This window comes from Arcicella aquatica (assembly GCF_034928825.1).
GTDB classification, from domain to species: domain Bacteria; phylum Bacteroidota; class Bacteroidia; order Cytophagales; family Spirosomataceae; genus Arcicella; species Arcicella aquatica.
In genome coordinates this window covers 39698-55249 of record NZ_JAYFUL010000039.1, presented here as the reverse complement: position 1 = coordinate 55249, position 15552 = coordinate 39698, and the positions used below count along the sequence as shown (strand labels likewise).

The following is a 15552-nucleotide window of genomic DNA, read 5'->3' as shown; positions in this document are numbered from 1 at the left end:
CAAAGTCTATTAAAATATTTAGAATTCTTCAAATTCGACTTTAGAAAATTAGGAATGGAAAATTATAGCGTTCTATAAAATTGACCATTAAAAAGAGGCTATCCTTTTGGGACAGCCTCCTTCTATTTTTGGTATACGCCATACCGAAAAGCTATTCCTATAATTGTTTAATGCTAGGGAAAATAAAAAATAAAGACAACTTGAGAAAATTTTATCAATAATTTAAACCCGTACTTATACCTCATTTATAAGGTATAAGTACGGGTTTTAAACATGAAGGCATTAACTTGTAATTATAAACTTTTAAATTGTGTGATAATATATAGCCACTCATACCAGGAAAAAAATACCAATTACTCCCCTCCTAGCTGTTGGAATAACATTATCCTACTTTGATTATTTTGAACTGCTCTTCACCTCGTCCTACTTTAAATTATGTAGAGGATATAAAAATTGCAAGTACTTCTTGCTAAATATGGTCGTAAATGTAGGATTTGTTAATAGATAAGACGATGGAAGAAATAAAATATACTCATTGTCCAAATTGTGGAATAGAGATAAAAAAAGAAGGTATTTTGAAAATAGGAAATTCACTGTTTTATCCAAAAGACCCTAAGTTTTTTAGGAAATATGCTAATGCAACTTCGGATGTTTTTTGCGAAAAATGCCAGAGTGGTATATCAAGACATGCCAGAGAAAACTATCATAAAATTTTTGAAAGTAAAAAAGAAGAGTTGAAAGTTGCTATTGATGATATTCCAATTGTGAGTATTCAAAACCCTAGTGGTTGGGACTATTCAGTGATTGATATTGTTACTTCGCAATATGTAACAGGGACAGGATTTTTGACAGAAATTAAAGCAGATTTTAGTGACTTTCTAGGAAGAGAATCACAAAAAATGAACAGTAGATTATCAGAAGGTGAACAAAAATGCTTTCAACGTATGCGAAATATAGCTGCTTCAAAGGGTGCAAACGCAATTATAGGAGTTGATATTGACTATGCTGAAGTAGGAGGAATTAAAGGAATGTTGATGGTTTGTACCGCAGGTACAGCTGTAAATCTAAAAAATCCTGAAATTTTAAATACAGATAAACCATATTTAAAAAATGTTACTAATTTATTTAAAGAGGTAAGCGATTTAGTAGATGAATATCCCTATGATAGGTACGTTTAAGATAGAGAAGAATGTGAAACTTAATTGATAGTATTCCATTAAGCGTATAACATTAATTATGTAGTAAATTTAAGATTTAATATGCTTAGTAAAATAGAGTAGATATTGAAAAACTAAAAGACAAATTTTAAATCAAGAGTGTTTATTTATCATTGAAGCTGTTTAAACTTTTCCTTTCGGGTTAAACTAAGTCTTTTGGAATAGCTTGTTCCAAAATTTACTCAACGTAGCGATGCTATGCTTCTCAAATTTTGAAAAAATCAATTCAAAAATACAATACTTTCACCTCAGAAACGGAAAGTTTAAACAGCTTCATTATGCTACAAAATTTAATATAAAGAAATTTTGTTAAAAAACCCGAACAAAATCTACCCCTTAAAATCATGAATATTAAAAACCTTATCACAGAATTCATATTCTGAGGGCTGATTGGAACAGATAAACAATAAACGATTTTTTGAATACTCTTGCACGTTTTTTAGGTACCAATTCACTGCGTTATTATCAAGATTGGATGTTGGTTCGTCAAGCATCAAAATATCGCAGTCAGATAGGAAGGAAAGGCCTAATTTTACTCTTTGTTTCATGCCCGACGAAAAGTATTTCACTTCTTTGTTCTTGGCTTGGGGCAATTCAATAAAATCAATGAATTGATTGATAGTGAAGGAGTCTCGTAGAGGCTTAAATTTGGTATGAAAAGCTAGCAGTTCGCTAAGGGTGAAGTCTTCTATTAATTCTAAATATGGAGCTGTAATGCTGATATGCTTATAAAAATGGTCGATTTCAAGAATTTTATCTCCTTCTTGAAAAACAACATTTCCTTCAGTATGAGGCATAAATCCTGAAAGTACTTGTAATAAGGTAGATTTTCCGCTACCATTTGCTCCTGTAAATGTATAAGAGTTTCCTGCATGAAATTCCAGCGTTAACTTTCTGAAAATCCATTCATTTCTAAACTTTTTACCGAGATTTTGAGCGTTGATATTCAAGGGTTATGCTTTGATTGAATAAAAAGGTTGACAATAGATTCTTTGAAGAAAGCAATTATCAACCTTTTATAAATATTATGAAAGACCTTTCATGATACCTCTTTCTGAATTACGGATGAAGTTTACAATTTCATCACGTTCAGAAGAAGCAGGAAGATTAATTTCAATCTGAGTAAGGGCATCAGATGTATTCAGATTTTTCAAATAGATATACCTGTATGCTTCCTGAATTTGCGATATTTGTTCTTCTGAGAAACCACTTCTTCTTAATCCTACTGAATTAATGCCTACATAACCAAGTGGCTCACGAGCGGATTTTGTATAAGGCGGAATATCTTTTCTTACTAAAGCCCCACCCGAAATCATTACGTGTTTCCCGATTTTTACAAACTGATGTACTGCGGCAGTACCACCAAAACGAGCAAAATCGCCCACTTCTACGTGTCCAGCCATCTGTACATTGTTGGCAATAATTACGTTGTCGCCGATGATACAATCATGAGCAATATGGCAATAGGCCATAATTAAGCAATTTTTACCAACTTGCGTTTTATATTTATCAACAGTACCTCTGTTTAACGTTACACATTCACGAATTGTAGTGTTATCGCCTACGATGGCAAGTGTTTCTTCTCCTTGAAATTTTAAATCTTGTGGAATAGCAGATATTACGGCACCCGGAAAAATACGACAATTTTTACCAATTCTTGCCCCAGGAAAAATTGTTACGTTTGAACCAATCCAGCTACCTTCACCAATTTCCACGTTTTGATGAATCACCGTAAAAGGTTCTACGACTACATTTTGAGCAAGTTTGGCGTCGGGGTGTATGTACGCTAAGGGTTGTGTCATATTTTTTATTGATAACAACGAATAATTATTCGTAATAATTAACTCTTTCTTACTAAGCTAGCTGTCATGTCGGCTTCGCACACTACTTGTCCGCCTACATACGCTACCCCGTGCATTTTTGCAATACCTCTTCTGATAGGGGCTAATAAATCACATTTAAAAACCACCGTATCGCCCGGTACTACACTTTTTCTGAAACGACAGTTTTCAATTCCTACCAAATATGGCCAGTAGTTTTCTGGATCTGGCACTGAACTAAGTACCAATATACCACCCGTTTGTGCCATTGCTTCTACTTGCATAACGCCAGGCATCACAGGGTTGTTAGGAAAGTGACCCATGAAATAATTTTCATTCATGGTTACGTTCTTGATACCTACTACACTCTGGTCGTCCAAATAAATGATTTTATCAACCATTTGGAATGGATAACGGTGAGGAAGCAATTGGTAGATTCTCTCGAAAGTGAAAATAGGAGGTTGCTTTGGGTCGTACTGAGGCACTTTGTTTTTCTCAGTTTCCAACATCAACTTTTTGATTTTCTTCGCTAATTCTACATTGGCTGCATGGCCTGGGCGTGCTGCTAAGATTTGAGCTTTGATTGGGCGACCCACTAAGGCTAAATCTCCCACCATATCTAATAACTTATGGCGTGCCATTTCGTTATTATAATATAGCTCTAAATTATTAAGAATGCCTTTTTCTTTAGAAACGCTTACTTTTGGTTTACCTAACACCATTGCAAGGTGATTAAGCTCTTCTTCAGAATAATCGCGGTCGGCAATTACGATAGCGTTTGATAAATCTCCACCTTTTATTAAGTCTGCTTTGTATAGGGCTTCTAGCTCATGTACAAAACAAAAGGTACGGCATTTAGCAAAGCTTTCATTGAACTGGCTGATAGCCGTTAAATTGGCATGCTGACTTGTCAAGAACTTAGAGTTATAATCTACCATTGCCGTCAAACGATAATCGTTCAAAGGTAAAGCCGCTAATTCAACGCCTCTTTCAGCATCTTTATACCTGATTTCAGAAGGAATTTCAAAAAATTTACGATGTGCATCTTGCTGTTCTAAACCTGCATTTAAAATCGCTTCTACAAATTTGATAGAACTTCCATCCATAATAGGTGGTTCAGGTCCATCCAATTGTATCAAAACATTATCAACCTGACAGCCTACCATCGCTGCTAATACGTGTTCTACTGTATTAATTCGGGCTCCGTTGTGTTCTATGGTTGTTCCTCTTGAAACATCTACTACGTGATCTACGTCAGCATCTGCAATGGGCTGATTGGGTAAATCTACTCTTTGAAACTTGTATCCATGATTAGGCGGAGCTGGCAAAAACGTCATATTAGCTACAACACCAGTGTGTAAGCCACCCCCCGACATCGTAACAGATTTTTTGATGGTATGCTGTTTATTATTCATTGCTTTTTAACTTATTTTCTATTTCTCTCAATCGTTTCTCTGTAGCAGGAAGTTTACGAATAAGAGCCTGTGTTTTCAAGTAGTCTATGTTTTCAGTAGCTGGCGTACCGCTTAAAATCGTTCCTTCTTTATTAGGAGCTTTAGAAATACCCGATTGCCCCAGTGCAATCGTTTTGTTTGGTATATTAATATGGCCATTAATGCCTACTTGTCCGCCAATCATACAATTTGCACCTATTTTTGCCGAACCCGCAACACCTGTCTGCGCAGCAATTACTGTATTTTTGCCGATTTCTACATTATGTCCAATTTGAACTAAATTATCAATCTTTACGCCTTCTCTGATAATGGTAGAGCCTATCGTAGCACGGTCAATCGTGGCATTTGCCCCAATACTCACATAGTCTTCTATTAAAACATTGCCTAGTTGTGGAATCGTTTGATAAGTGCCATCAGCCTGTGGTGCAAAGCCGAAACCATCCGCACCAATTACTGCATTGGCATGGATAGTACAATGGTTGCCTATATGAGTATTAGGATAGATTTTTACACCTGAATAAATGGTACAATCGTCACCAATAATACTGGCCTCCAATATTGTTACATGAGGATATATTTTTACGTTTTTCCCAATTTTACAATTACTAGCAATATAACTAAAAGCACCAATATATTCACCTTCACCGATTGTAGCAGAATTACTGATAAATGAGGGTTGTTCGATGCCTTTCTTCTGATTTGCTAAGATTTTTTGGTATTCTTGAAGAAGTGTAGTAAAAGCCGAATATGCATTTTCAACCAAGATTAAACAAGGAGAATACTCCTTTTTAGGCTCAAATGTTTTATCAACAATTACAGCAGTTGCTTGGGTGGTATATAAAAAATGCTCGTATTTAAGATTCGCTAAGAAGGATATACTGCCTTCTGTTCCATCTTCAATTTTAGCTAACTGGCTGACTTTAAGGCTTTTATCTCCTTTTATTTCTCCATTTAGCATCAGAGCAATTTGTTCAACGGTAAATTCCATTCTTGGGGTGTGGTCGTTGGGGTTTGTTTTTGGACGGCTTCGCCTAACATATTTTACCGCAAATATACATTCTTTGCCCAACATATATAATATTTTTTGACGATGTTACTTAATGCCTTTATTGTGGGTAAATCAGAGGCCTCTGCAATATCCAATACTCTTTTGTCTTTTGTTAGGATATTAATGTTCTGTTTGCCAGATACATAGGCTGCATTAGAAGTGCTTCCTTCTATCATTAAATAGGGTAAATCGCTTACCTGAACACTAGCATGACTTAATAAATCAATTTGAATTTTTTCAAGAAAAGATGGTTCAATGGGTGAGTCTGAAATGTGAATTTTGTATAAATTCCTATCCAATAACATTTTACTGATATTAGATAGCAATTTGTCAGGGTGTTTTGCCCATATTTTTACACAAGCCCAAATGTCATAATCATCCATTTCGGCAAAGGCTTCTAAGTAAGATTTGTCAGAAATAAAGTCTTGAAGACTAACATCTTTTTGTAAAAAAACCATGAAGGCGGGTGTAGCAAAAACGTTTTCACCTGCCCTAATTAATTCTCTTGCTCTTGTAATAATTTGTATCAACATTGTTTCGGCACAAATAGAGGTTTTGTGCAAATATACTTGCCAATACATCAACCGACGAGCCGTTAAAAAGTTTTCAATAGAATAAATGCCTTTTTGTTCAACCACCAATTGGTTGTCGACAATATCCAACATTTTCAAAATTCTATCGGCCCCAATAAAACCTTCGCGTACACCTGTAAAAAAACTATCTCGGTTTAAATAATCCATTCGGTCAACATCTAGCTGACTTGAAATTAATTGTGTAAAGAATTTTCTTTCATACTTACCCGTAAACATCTTTATGGCTAAAGTCAAAGCACCACCTAGTTGCTTATTGAGCTCTTCCATCAACAGAAATGAAATATGCTCATGGGATACATGATTCAAAATGACAGACTCGAGCACATGAGAAAATGGCCCATGACCAACGTCATGTAATAAAATAGCAATTTGTGCTGATTCGCATTCTGCATCTGAAATTTCATGTCCTTTACTTTTTAGGGTAGATAAGGCCTCGTTCATTAAATACATGGCGCCTAATGCATGATGAAAACGTGTATGCAAAGCACCAGGATAAACATATTCGGCCATACCTAACTGTTTGATTCTTCTTAAGCGTTGATAGTAAGGATGCTCAATCAAATCAAAAATTAATTCAGTCGGAATATTAATAAATCCATAGACAGGATCATTAACTATTTTACGTTTATTCATGTATTGTTTTAGTTGTGATTTAAAGAGTGGAGAGTTAGTGAATAATTGACGAGTAGATATTTAATTGTATTTCTTAATTCCAAGATATAAATATCTTTCTACTTGTCATCCAAAATATCATTTCATCTTAAAATCATGTGTCTTGTATCCCAACGTCCTAAAGTCCTAAAGTCCTAAAGTCCTAAAGTCCTAAAGTCCTAAAGTCCTAAAGTCCTAAAGTCCTAAAGTCCTAAAGTCCTAAAGTCCTAAAGTCCTTCAAAGAAGCCCAATAACAAAAATAGCGATACAAAACCTGCATCGCTATTTTTTTTAATTATTTAGTCGTTAAAAAACTTAATTATTGCCATCTCTACGACCACCGCCATTTCCGCCGCGCTCTCTCATTTCGTTTTGTAACTCAGCGTATTTCGTAAGCTGTTCAGCAGTAAAAATCGTTTTCAGTTTTTCATCCTGTGCCTTAGTAAGGTCGCGTAACTCTTGCATAGCAGCACGTCTATCAGTTGCATTTCTCAAAGACTCTCTTTTTGTCACTCTTTCCATCAACAAAGGCTTAACCTGATTTACTTGCTCAGGAGTCAAACTCAAAGCCTTAGTCCATCTTTTTAATTGATTGTCCACTCTCTGTTCAGGAGTCATATCTTGTGGAGCACCATTTTGTGTTTCAGCACTTTGAGCTACAGAAGTCTGAACATTTACCATAAAAGTAGCGGCTACTAAGCACGCTGCAAAGATTAATTTCCTTTTCATTGCTGAGATAGTTAATATTTAAAAACAACCCTTAGATAACTGGTAATTGAAAAGGTTTAAATGTTTTTTTAAAAAGATATTTTGTAAAAATGCTTTTAAACCTCTAATTTTGCACCACAAAGAAATTAAAAGCTTTGTAGGGCCTATAGCTCATTCGGTTAGAGCAACTGACTCATAATCAGTAGGTGCTTGGTTCGATTCCAAGTGGGCCCACAATAAAAAACTCATAATCAATCGATTATGAGTTTTTTTGTTTAGGCGTCTATTACACTTTCATACAATAATACGCCTAAACGGTACTACTTATAAATGGTGGGTTAGGTATTCTTTGAAAAATGATTAGGTATTGTTTTTTTAAGCAGTTAGGCAATTTTATAAAAATGGTTAAGTATTGTGTGATAAATAGTTAAGTACTCTTATTAAAAGGGGTTACATATTTTTTTTTTAAATGAGAGCGTTTTTGTAAACGCTCCCGTATGAATTAACAAAGCAGATTAGGGCATTTTAATATCTTCAAATAATTATTCATTTTCTTCAGCGACCTTTATTTTTCTGTTTTTTTCTGACCACAAATAAAGTGATGGTAAAATCAAGGGTGCAAAAATTAAAGTACTGCTCAAACCACCGATAATAACCGTTGCCAAAGGGCGTTGTACATCTGAACCAATTCCTGATGAAATAGCGGCTGGTACAAGACCAATAATAGCAACTACTAAAATGGATAATAAGGCCCTTAATTGCTCTTTTGATGATACCAACACGTTTTGCTGTAACTCGGCATCATTATAACCTTTCGCTCGATTAATGGCTGATACTAATAAAACCCCTGCCATTACTGAAATACCAAAAATACTTACGAAACCAACCCCTGCCGAAACGTTAAAGTAGTATCCTCTTATTAATAAGGCGACGATACCTCCACCCAGCGCAAACAAAATACAACTCATTGTTACTAAGGTATTAGGCAAATTCTTGAATAACATAAACAAGAAAAGAAAAACCAATAGTATTGTTAATGGAATCGTGAAAGCTAATTGCTTGCCTGCGCGTTCGAGGTTTTCGTACTGACCACCATAAATTATTTGGTAACCTTTTGGTACGTGTACTTTGGCATCAATCTTATCTTGCAACTCTTTCACAAAACTACCTTGGTCTCTGCCTTTGATATTTGTACGAACAGTTACCATCCTCTTGCTTCCGTAACGATAAATATTCGTTTGACCTTCTACAAAGTGAATATCTGCTAATTGACTCATGGGAATTAAGGAACCATTTGCCGAGGGCACTAAAATATCTTTGATAGCATCGATTGAATTACGGAACTGCGGTAAAAAGCGAACAACAATATCATAACGTTTGGTACCATCATATAAAGTTGAGATTGCTTTGCCTCCAATCGCCGCTTCAATCATATTTTGTATATCAGCAACATTTATGCCAAAACGTGCGGCGGACTCACGATTTATATTAATTGCTAGTTGATCTTGCGGCCCTTCTTGCTCTACGTTAACATTGTCAGCCCCAGTGGTTTGCTTTACAATGACCGCAATGCTGTCTGCTTTTTGTCGCATCATCTTCAAATCATCCCCTACAACGGAAATAGCGAGGTCTGCGGCACTACCTGTTACGATTTCCATCACCTGATCAATGATAGGCTGACCTGAAGAAAATGATACAGAAGGTAATTGTTGTTGAAGGTCATTTTTTATTTTATCAACCAATTCTTTTTTAGAAATGGTCTTACTCCAAAGGCTATAATCCTTCAATCCGACCAAAATTTCATTTCTATTCGCAGGAAATGGGTCTGTTCCGTCGTCGTTTCTACCTGTTTGCGTAATTACAAAAGCAATTTGTGGATACTTAGCAATGATACTCCTGATTTTTGGAGCATAACTTGCGTTCTCCTGTATGGTAATACCTGAAGGAAAATTCCCTCTTAAGAAGATAGAACCTTCATCCAAACTTGGTAAGAATTCTGTGCCTAGTTTCAAGCCACATAAGATAAAAGTTGCCACAATGGTAAAACCTATAATTACTGTTCTTTTATAATGTTTCAGCAATTTTACTAATACATTACCATAGTGTTTAGACAGAAAATCCAATACATAATTCTTGTGTTCTTTCATTGGTTTTTCAAAATCTGCCAACGCTTTTTTATAGCTGAAAGAAATTAACACTGGAATAAACGTAAGTGCCGCCAACATCGAACCTATTACTGCAAACGCCAAGGTTAAGGCCATCGGTGAAAATAACTTGCCTTCTACCCGTGTCATCAATAAAATAGGCATATAAGCCAAAATGATGATGGTAACTGAAAAGAAAATTTCACGACCTACCTCTTGGGCTGAAAGCAAGGTAATTCTGATGATTCCCTGTTTCTTTTCTTCTACCGTGGCTGTTCGGTATTTCCTGATTAAATGTTCTGCCATCAAACAGGCACCATCTACAATAATCCCAAAGTCTATAGCGCCCAATGAAAGTAAATTAGCAGGAATACCCGTCAAACGCATTAATATAAACGCAAACAATAACGAGAAAGGAATGGTCAATGCCACTACAAAAGCACTACGGATACTTCCTAAGAAAAATATCAATAGAATTACGACGATAGAGATTCCCTCAAAAAGAGTATGTGCTACGGTCTCTAATGAATGGTCAATCAAGAAACTTCGGTCATAAAGTGGGCGTAAATGCACACCTTCTGGCAATTCGCTTGCTTGCAAATCCGCCATTTTTTCTTTCAATAGTTTCAGTACTTCGCTTGGGTTTTCGTAGCGTCTTAACAAAATGATGCCTTCTACGCCACTATTTACGTCAAGTTTATCTTTGGTAACGGTATAACCTAAAACACCACTAGCAGGTGGCGGAGTAATCTCCACAGTGGCCACATCTCGAATAAATACAGGCATCCCATTATCCGATTTCAACACGATATTTTGAATATCCTGTTCATTTTTAATAGCTCCTAACCCTCTTACGGCAAACCCTTGTCCGCCACGGGCTAAGATGTTTCCTCCTGTGTTTTGGTTATTTACATTTACCGCATCTGTAACATTTTGTAAAGTAAGGTTATACTTTCTTAGCTTTTCAGGCGACGTAATAATATGGTATTGTTTCAGCGGACCACCAAAAGTTACAACGTCTGCAATGCCTGCTACTTGCAATAATGCAGGTTTTATCACCCAGTCTTGTAAATCTCTTAATTGTGTCTGGCTAAAATTGGCTGGAGCTTCTACTACATAACGGTAAATTTCGCCCACAGCAGTACTCATCGGTGCTAGCTCTGGATTCACACCAGCAGGTAAAGCAGCGCTGCTTAATCGCTCTATTACTTGCTGACGAGCGAAATAATCATCTGTACCATCTTTGAAAGTCAGTTGTACAACAGATAACCCAAAGATAGTACGACTCCTACGGTCTAATACATTGGGTGTATTCTGTAAGGCACGTTCTATCGGTACAGTTACTTGTTGCTCTACTTCTTCGGCAGCTCTACCGTCGTATTGTGCTACTACAATTACACACGTATCGGCAATATCTGGGTAGGCTTCTATTTTTAATTGTGTAAAGCACCAATAGCCAACAGCCATCAATACTGTACTTATCGCAATAACAATCCAGCGATTGCGAAGGCTGAATACTAACAAGTTCTTAATCATCTATTTCCACTGTTCAACTGGGTTGGTAATAATAAATCCGCTTTTTACTTCTACTCTAAGGGCAGTTAAAACTGCTCTTACTTTTGCTGTTTCATCGATGAAAGTAATCATGATGGGGGTTTCGTCGAAACTAAATAAATCGTTTGGACGATTGAAGTGCTTGTTGGAGCCAAAGCCCGAAATGCCTTTAAAAACAGTTAATCCTTGTATTTTTTGGGCAATCAAGAATTGGATGATGAACTCATGCAGTGATTTTGTTCCAAAGAGTTCGTCTTCGTCGATATAAATCTGAGCTTGTAACATAGTGTTTTTAATTAAAGCAACGTTCCTTTTAATAGGAAAGCAGCAATGCTGAAATAAATGATAAGTCCTGTTACATCTACCAAAGTAGCCACAAAGGGGGCAGAGGAGGTAGCAGGGTCAAAGCCTAATTTCTTCAAAGCAATCGGTATCATTGAACCACTCAATGTTCCCCACATGACAATACCAATCAGCGAGAAAAATATCGTGGTGGCTACTAACAAATAATGTTCAGAATAATTAAACCAGTGAAGGTGTTGCCAAACGACAATTCTGATAAAGCCAATAGCCCCAAGGATAATTCCTAGTACAATACCCGATGAAAATTCTCTTTTCATCACAAACCACCAGTCACTGAAAGAAATCTCTTTTAAAGCCATCGCACGAATAATGAGGGTTGCAGCTTGTGAACCACTGTTACCACCGCTTGAAATAATCAAAGGGATAAAAAGAGCAAGCACCACTGCTTTTGAAATCTCTTCATCGAAATAACCCATTGCCGATGCCGTCAACATTTCGCTTAGGAAAAGTACAATCAACCAACCAGCCCTTTTTTTAATAAGCGTGAGTATTGGGGTTTTTACATACGGGAAATCTAATGATTCTAAACCCCCAAATTTTTGAATATCTTCGGTGTCTCTTTGTTCTGCAAAATCCAGTACATCATCGGCTGTTAATACACCAATCAAAACATTTTTATCTCCTACTACTGGCAATACATCGCGGTCATATTCTTTAAACTTATCAATGGCTATTTCTTTCGTGTCTTCAATATTCAGGCTTACACAAAAACCATCAAGAATGCTTTCAATAGATTTGTAGGATTCATTTAACACCAATTTGCGAATAGGAATATCATCTACTAGCTTGCCTTCTTCATCTATCACATATATCACATTGGCCGCTTCTGTATCATTCGGATGCTCTCTGAGATGTTCAATTGCTTCACCTACGGTCATATATCTTGAAATCGTAGAAAATTCTGTGTTGATTAAGCGAGCAATACTGTTGGTAGGGTATCCAAAAAAATCATGTGTTTCTGCCCGATTTTTTTCTGAGAGGTATTCAAGGAAATGAGATTGTTCTATCCCCACCAATTTTGAGAAAAACTCAAAGCGGTCATCCGAAGGTAAATTATTAAGAATGACAGAGGCTTTTTCTTTAGAAATCCCTTTGATGATTTGTAACTGCCAGTCGAAATTAAGGTAGGCAAATACTTTAGCTTGCGAGGCCTTGGGCAGAGAAATCAAAGACTGTGTGGCAACCTCTAGGGGTAAAGAGCCAATAAGGATTGCGACATCGTTGGGATGCACAAAATTTTTGTCGCTATCCAAGCCCAACAAAGTGCTGAAATCGCCTTTTAAAATTTTTGCTCTTACATCTTTCATTTGAGTAATTAGTAATTGGTGACTAGTAATTGGTTTTCGTCTTCAAGTCATAAAATCATCCAGTCTTGTGTCTTACGTCTTAAAGTCTCGAAAAACTCAATATCCAAAACTCAAACCTTTCAACTGCATAACCCCTTTGATAGCGATGCTTTCACCATTGGTCAGTCCACTAAAAATGATAATTCTATCACCTATTTGATTCCCAACGCTTACTTCTCTTCTGTCAAAAGTATTAGCGTCATTTTTGACGAAAACATAGGTTTTCCCTTGAACTGTTACCAACGCATTTTTATTAACATTAATATGAGCACCTTCGCTTACGCCAAATGAAACGGTAGCAAACATCCCTGCTTTCAACTTCTGGTTAGGATTGTTTAAGCTAACTCTTAGTTTCACCATTCTTGTCGATTCGTCAATTACGTCGGCTACGTCTTCTATTTTACCTGTAAATTTTTCGTTAGGGAAAGCCGTGAATTGCAAGGTGCAATTGCCACCTTCTTTAATTTTACTAATCTGGTTTTCAGGAATATCACAAATGATAAATGCTTTGCCTGCTGGTGCATTTCTCAAAGCCTCTGGATTAAATCCCCCTGTTTTTAGCTTGGTTTCATGTTCAATAATGGCTGTTTTTTCGTTGGCCAAATCATTTTGAACTATTGCTAATTCTGTTTCTGCACTTAATAAATCTACCTGAGCATTGGCTACATCTTTTCCTGTACCTGCACCGTTTTTTAACAAATCTTCAAACCTTTTTACTTCCACATTCTTGCGTGCGATAACGGTTTTCTTTTGCTGAATAATGGTAGCTTTTTGTCTGATATTTTGTAAATGTTGTAACAACGACGTATAGTTGGTTGCTAAATCAGAATTTTCAAATAAGATAATATTCTGCGAAGCTCCCTCTTGTGAAGAAACAACCGTCGCCGAAACTTTAGCTGGTGCTGTCACTTCATCATTTAGCGAAGAACTGCCTAAGGTTTCAGTAGCAAAAAAACTCATGCTTGTCGTAGTTGGGAAAACAATTTTGCTACCATTCTCCTGCACTTTTGGCAATACATCTACTTTCTTAACGCCTTGATTTTCTTTTCCTCCGCAAGCCGCAAGGAACCAAACAGAAAACAGTGTTATTTTTAAGGTATTTTTCATCGTTTTATTGAGCCATTTGATTAATTAAACCAGAAGCATACAGCAATTGAATATAGCTTTGGCGATATTGTTGTAATGTATCGTAATATTGTTGCTGAGTATCTAACCAACTGCGTTGGGCTTCCAGATAATCTACAATGGTTGTTCCTCCGTGTAAATAAGAATATTTTACGCTACTCAGAATATTCTCAGACTTTGTTAGCAAATCTTTAAATTGCTCAATATTCTGTTTTTGTACCTGATAAGCATTATAAGCCGTAGAAAGCTCTGTTTGAATTTGGCTTTGTGTTGCCTGCAAACCTTTTTCAGCTTGTTGTTTTTGTAAATACGACTTTTTGATTTCGCCCTGATTCCTAGCAAAAAAAGGAATGTCTATTGATCCGAAAAAACCAACGTAAGGAGCCGTGTTTTGTGGGTTATAAATAGCACCCAAGGTAGGCTGTGGAATAGCCAGTGATTTTTGTAACTTAATATTACTTTCCGCCACCTGAATACTTGCCTGATACGCCTGAATATCACTTCTATTACCCAATGCTTGCTGTAAGAGAGCGTTTAATTGAGGCGAGAAAGTAAACAGGAAATTATCATTTACATCAATCTCAATATCACCCTGAGTGCCTAATAAAAATTTTAAATTGGATAATTCATTTTGATATACTTGCTCGTTTGATTTGAGTTGCAAGGCATATTGATTAGCCAACAATTCAGTTCTAGCAAGATCAGTTGATGTAATCACTTCTTTCCCAAGTCTGATTTTATTGATGCTTACCAAACTATCAGTATTGTTTTTAGCAATTCTCAGAATTTCTAATTGTTTGCGGGCAACCCAAACATCTAGCCATTTCATCGCTACATCTTGCAAAACATTGCGTTCAGTTTCTGCAAAAGCTTTCTGAGAAAGGACAGCATTTTTATGAGCAAAGTCTATTTTGGCTTGTCGTTGTGCAGGTAACTGAACTACTTTAGTCAATTGCCACCACACTTGTCGGTTTTGTGGACTTACCAAATCTGTATTGGCAGGATACAAAGACGGGCGAGTTAAAACCAGCGTCTGATTGTTCAAGTTTGGATTAGGACGAAGCTTTGAGCTAATAATGTCTGATTCTGCAATACCAACATTCAACTGTTGAGTATTCAGCACAGGGTTGTTTGCTTTTGCTGTTTGCAAGGCTTTTTGTAAAGTATAAATTTCTTGTGCTATGGATGAAAAGCCTCCTAGTACAAGAAGACAAATAATTATGGGAATTTCTCGAAGCCGCATCATCTTATTAATCTTTGATTGTGCGGTAAAATTGGGTTATTTAATGGAGAATGTTAGTTAGAGGGGTTTTAGAAAATTATTAGAAAATCATTAGAAAATTAAGGCTAGGTACTAATGAAGCTGTTTAAACTTTCCCTTTCGGATTAAACTAAGTCTTTTAGAATAGCTTGTTCCAAAATTTACTCAACGTAGCGATGCTATGCTTCGCAAATTTTGAAAAAATCAATTCAAAAATACAATACTTTCACCTCAGAAACGGAAAGTTTAAACAGCTTCAATATCATTT

At 36.3% G+C, this 15552-nt stretch carries 12 protein-coding genes and 1 tRNA gene; 2 read left to right on the top strand and 11 right to left on the bottom strand.

All coding sequences use genetic code 11. The annotated features are described in order from the left end of the window. The first annotated feature begins 512 nt into the window (after positions 1-512). On the top strand, positions 513-1178 hold the full coding sequence (locus VB264_RS19055) for a heavy metal-binding domain-containing protein (protein WP_323251929.1): 666 nt from the start codon (positions 513-515) through the stop codon (positions 1176-1178). A 368-nt stretch (positions 1179-1546) separates the two neighbouring features. On the opposite strand, the gene VB264_RS19050 is transcribed toward VB264_RS19055, so the two are convergent. The 6 genes from VB264_RS19050 to VB264_RS19025 all read right to left on the bottom strand — a co-directional run bounded on the left by VB264_RS19050 (position 1547) and on the right by VB264_RS19025 (position 7512). Next, entirely contained in the window at positions 1547-2167 is a 621-nt protein-coding gene (locus VB264_RS19050; protein WP_323251926.1) for an ABC transporter ATP-binding protein, read from the bottom strand. 75 nt (positions 2168-2242) lie between these two features. Beyond that, positions 2243-3019: an acyl-ACP--UDP-N-acetylglucosamine O-acyltransferase gene (gene lpxA, locus VB264_RS19045; protein ID WP_309922908.1), complete on the bottom strand. Its 777-nt coding sequence runs from the start codon at positions 3017-3019 to the stop codon at positions 2243-2245. A gap of 38 nt (positions 3020-3057) precedes the next feature. Next, entirely contained in the window at positions 3058-4452 is a 1395-nt protein-coding gene (locus VB264_RS19040; protein WP_323251923.1) for a bifunctional UDP-3-O-[3-hydroxymyristoyl] N-acetylglucosamine deacetylase/3-hydroxyacyl-ACP dehydratase, read from the bottom strand. Next, positions 4445-5479 (bottom strand): UDP-3-O-(3-hydroxymyristoyl)glucosamine N-acyltransferase, encoded by a 1035-nt coding sequence (gene lpxD / locus VB264_RS19035; RefSeq protein ID WP_323251931.1) that lies wholly within the window; start codon positions 5477-5479, stop codon positions 4445-4447. Before lpxD ends, VB264_RS19040 begins: the two co-directional genes overlap by 8 nt. 53 nt (positions 5480-5532) lie before the next feature. After that, positions 5533-6765 carry an HD domain-containing protein gene (locus tag VB264_RS19030; protein WP_309922903.1) on the bottom strand — a complete coding sequence of 411 codons (1233 nt, stop codon included), beginning with the start codon at positions 6763-6765 and terminating at the stop codon, positions 5533-5535. 333 nt (positions 6766-7098) lie between these two features. Further along, entirely contained in the window at positions 7099-7512 is a 414-nt protein-coding gene (locus VB264_RS19025) for a hypothetical protein (protein ID WP_323251920.1), read from the bottom strand. 139 nt (positions 7513-7651) lie between these two features. On the opposite strand from VB264_RS19025, the gene VB264_RS19020 reads away from it, so the two are divergent. Continuing rightward, positions 7652-7725 (top strand) — tRNA-Ile (locus tag VB264_RS19020). 308 nt (positions 7726-8033) lie between these two features. On the opposite strand, the gene VB264_RS19015 is transcribed toward VB264_RS19020, so the two are convergent. The 5 genes from VB264_RS19015 to VB264_RS18995 all read right to left on the bottom strand — a co-directional run bounded on the left by VB264_RS19015 (position 8034) and on the right by VB264_RS18995 (position 15266). After that, entirely contained in the window at positions 8034-11171 is a 3138-nt protein-coding gene (locus VB264_RS19015; RefSeq protein WP_323251918.1) for an efflux RND transporter permease subunit, read from the bottom strand. Beyond that, the gene (locus VB264_RS19010) at positions 11172-11474 is read right to left on the bottom strand and encodes a DUF190 domain-containing protein (RefSeq protein WP_323251916.1); all 303 of its coding nucleotides are present in this window, start codon (positions 11472-11474) and stop codon (positions 11172-11174) included. It abuts the gene before it with no gap. Positions 11475-11485: 11 nt separating this feature from the next. After that, positions 11486-12859: a magnesium transporter gene (gene mgtE, locus VB264_RS19005; protein ID WP_323251914.1), complete on the bottom strand. Its 1374-nt coding sequence runs from the start codon at positions 12857-12859 to the stop codon at positions 11486-11488. 96 nt (positions 12860-12955) lie between these two features. Further along, positions 12956-14005 (bottom strand): efflux RND transporter periplasmic adaptor subunit, encoded by a 1050-nt coding sequence (locus VB264_RS19000; RefSeq protein ID WP_323251912.1) that lies wholly within the window; start codon positions 14003-14005, stop codon positions 12956-12958. A 4-nt stretch (positions 14006-14009) separates the two neighbouring features. Next, positions 14010-15266, bottom strand: a complete 1257-nt coding sequence (locus VB264_RS18995) for a TolC family protein (RefSeq protein WP_323251910.1) — start codon at positions 15264-15266, stop codon at positions 14010-14012. Positions 15267-15552: the final 286 nt, after the last annotated feature.

Coding starts and splice junctions, on each gene's coding strand:
- VB264_RS19055 (WP_323251929.1), top strand. CDS start 513: ATGGAAGAAATAAAATATACTCATTGTCCAAATTGTGGAATAGAGATA.
- lpxA (WP_309922908.1), bottom strand. CDS start 3,019: ATGACACAACCCTTAGCGTACATACACCCCGACGCCAAACTTGCTCAA.
- VB264_RS19040 (WP_323251923.1), bottom strand. CDS start 4,452: ATGAATAATAAACAGCATACCATCAAAAAATCTGTTACGATGTCGGGG.
- lpxD (WP_323251931.1), bottom strand. CDS start 5,479: ATGGAATTTACCGTTGAACAAATTGCTCTGATGCTAAATGGAGAAATA.
- VB264_RS19030 (WP_309922903.1), bottom strand. CDS start 6,765: ATGAATAAACGTAAAATAGTTAATGATCCTGTCTATGGATTTATTAAT.
- VB264_RS19025 (WP_323251920.1), bottom strand. CDS start 7,512: ATGAAAAGGAAATTAATCTTTGCAGCGTGCTTAGTAGCCGCTACTTTT.
- VB264_RS19015 (WP_323251918.1), bottom strand. CDS start 11,171: ATGATTAAGAACTTGTTAGTATTCAGCCTTCGCAATCGCTGGATTGTT.
- VB264_RS19010 (WP_323251916.1), bottom strand. CDS start 11,474: ATGTTACAAGCTCAGATTTATATCGACGAAGACGAACTCTTTGGAACA.
- mgtE (WP_323251914.1), bottom strand. CDS start 12,859: ATGAAAGATGTAAGAGCAAAAATTTTAAAAGGCGATTTCAGCACTTTG.
- VB264_RS19000 (WP_323251912.1), bottom strand. CDS start 14,005: ATGAAAAATACCTTAAAAATAACACTGTTTTCTGTTTGGTTCCTTGCG.
- VB264_RS18995 (WP_323251910.1), bottom strand. CDS start 15,266: ATGCGGCTTCGAGAAATTCCCATAATTATTTGTCTTCTTGTACTAGGA.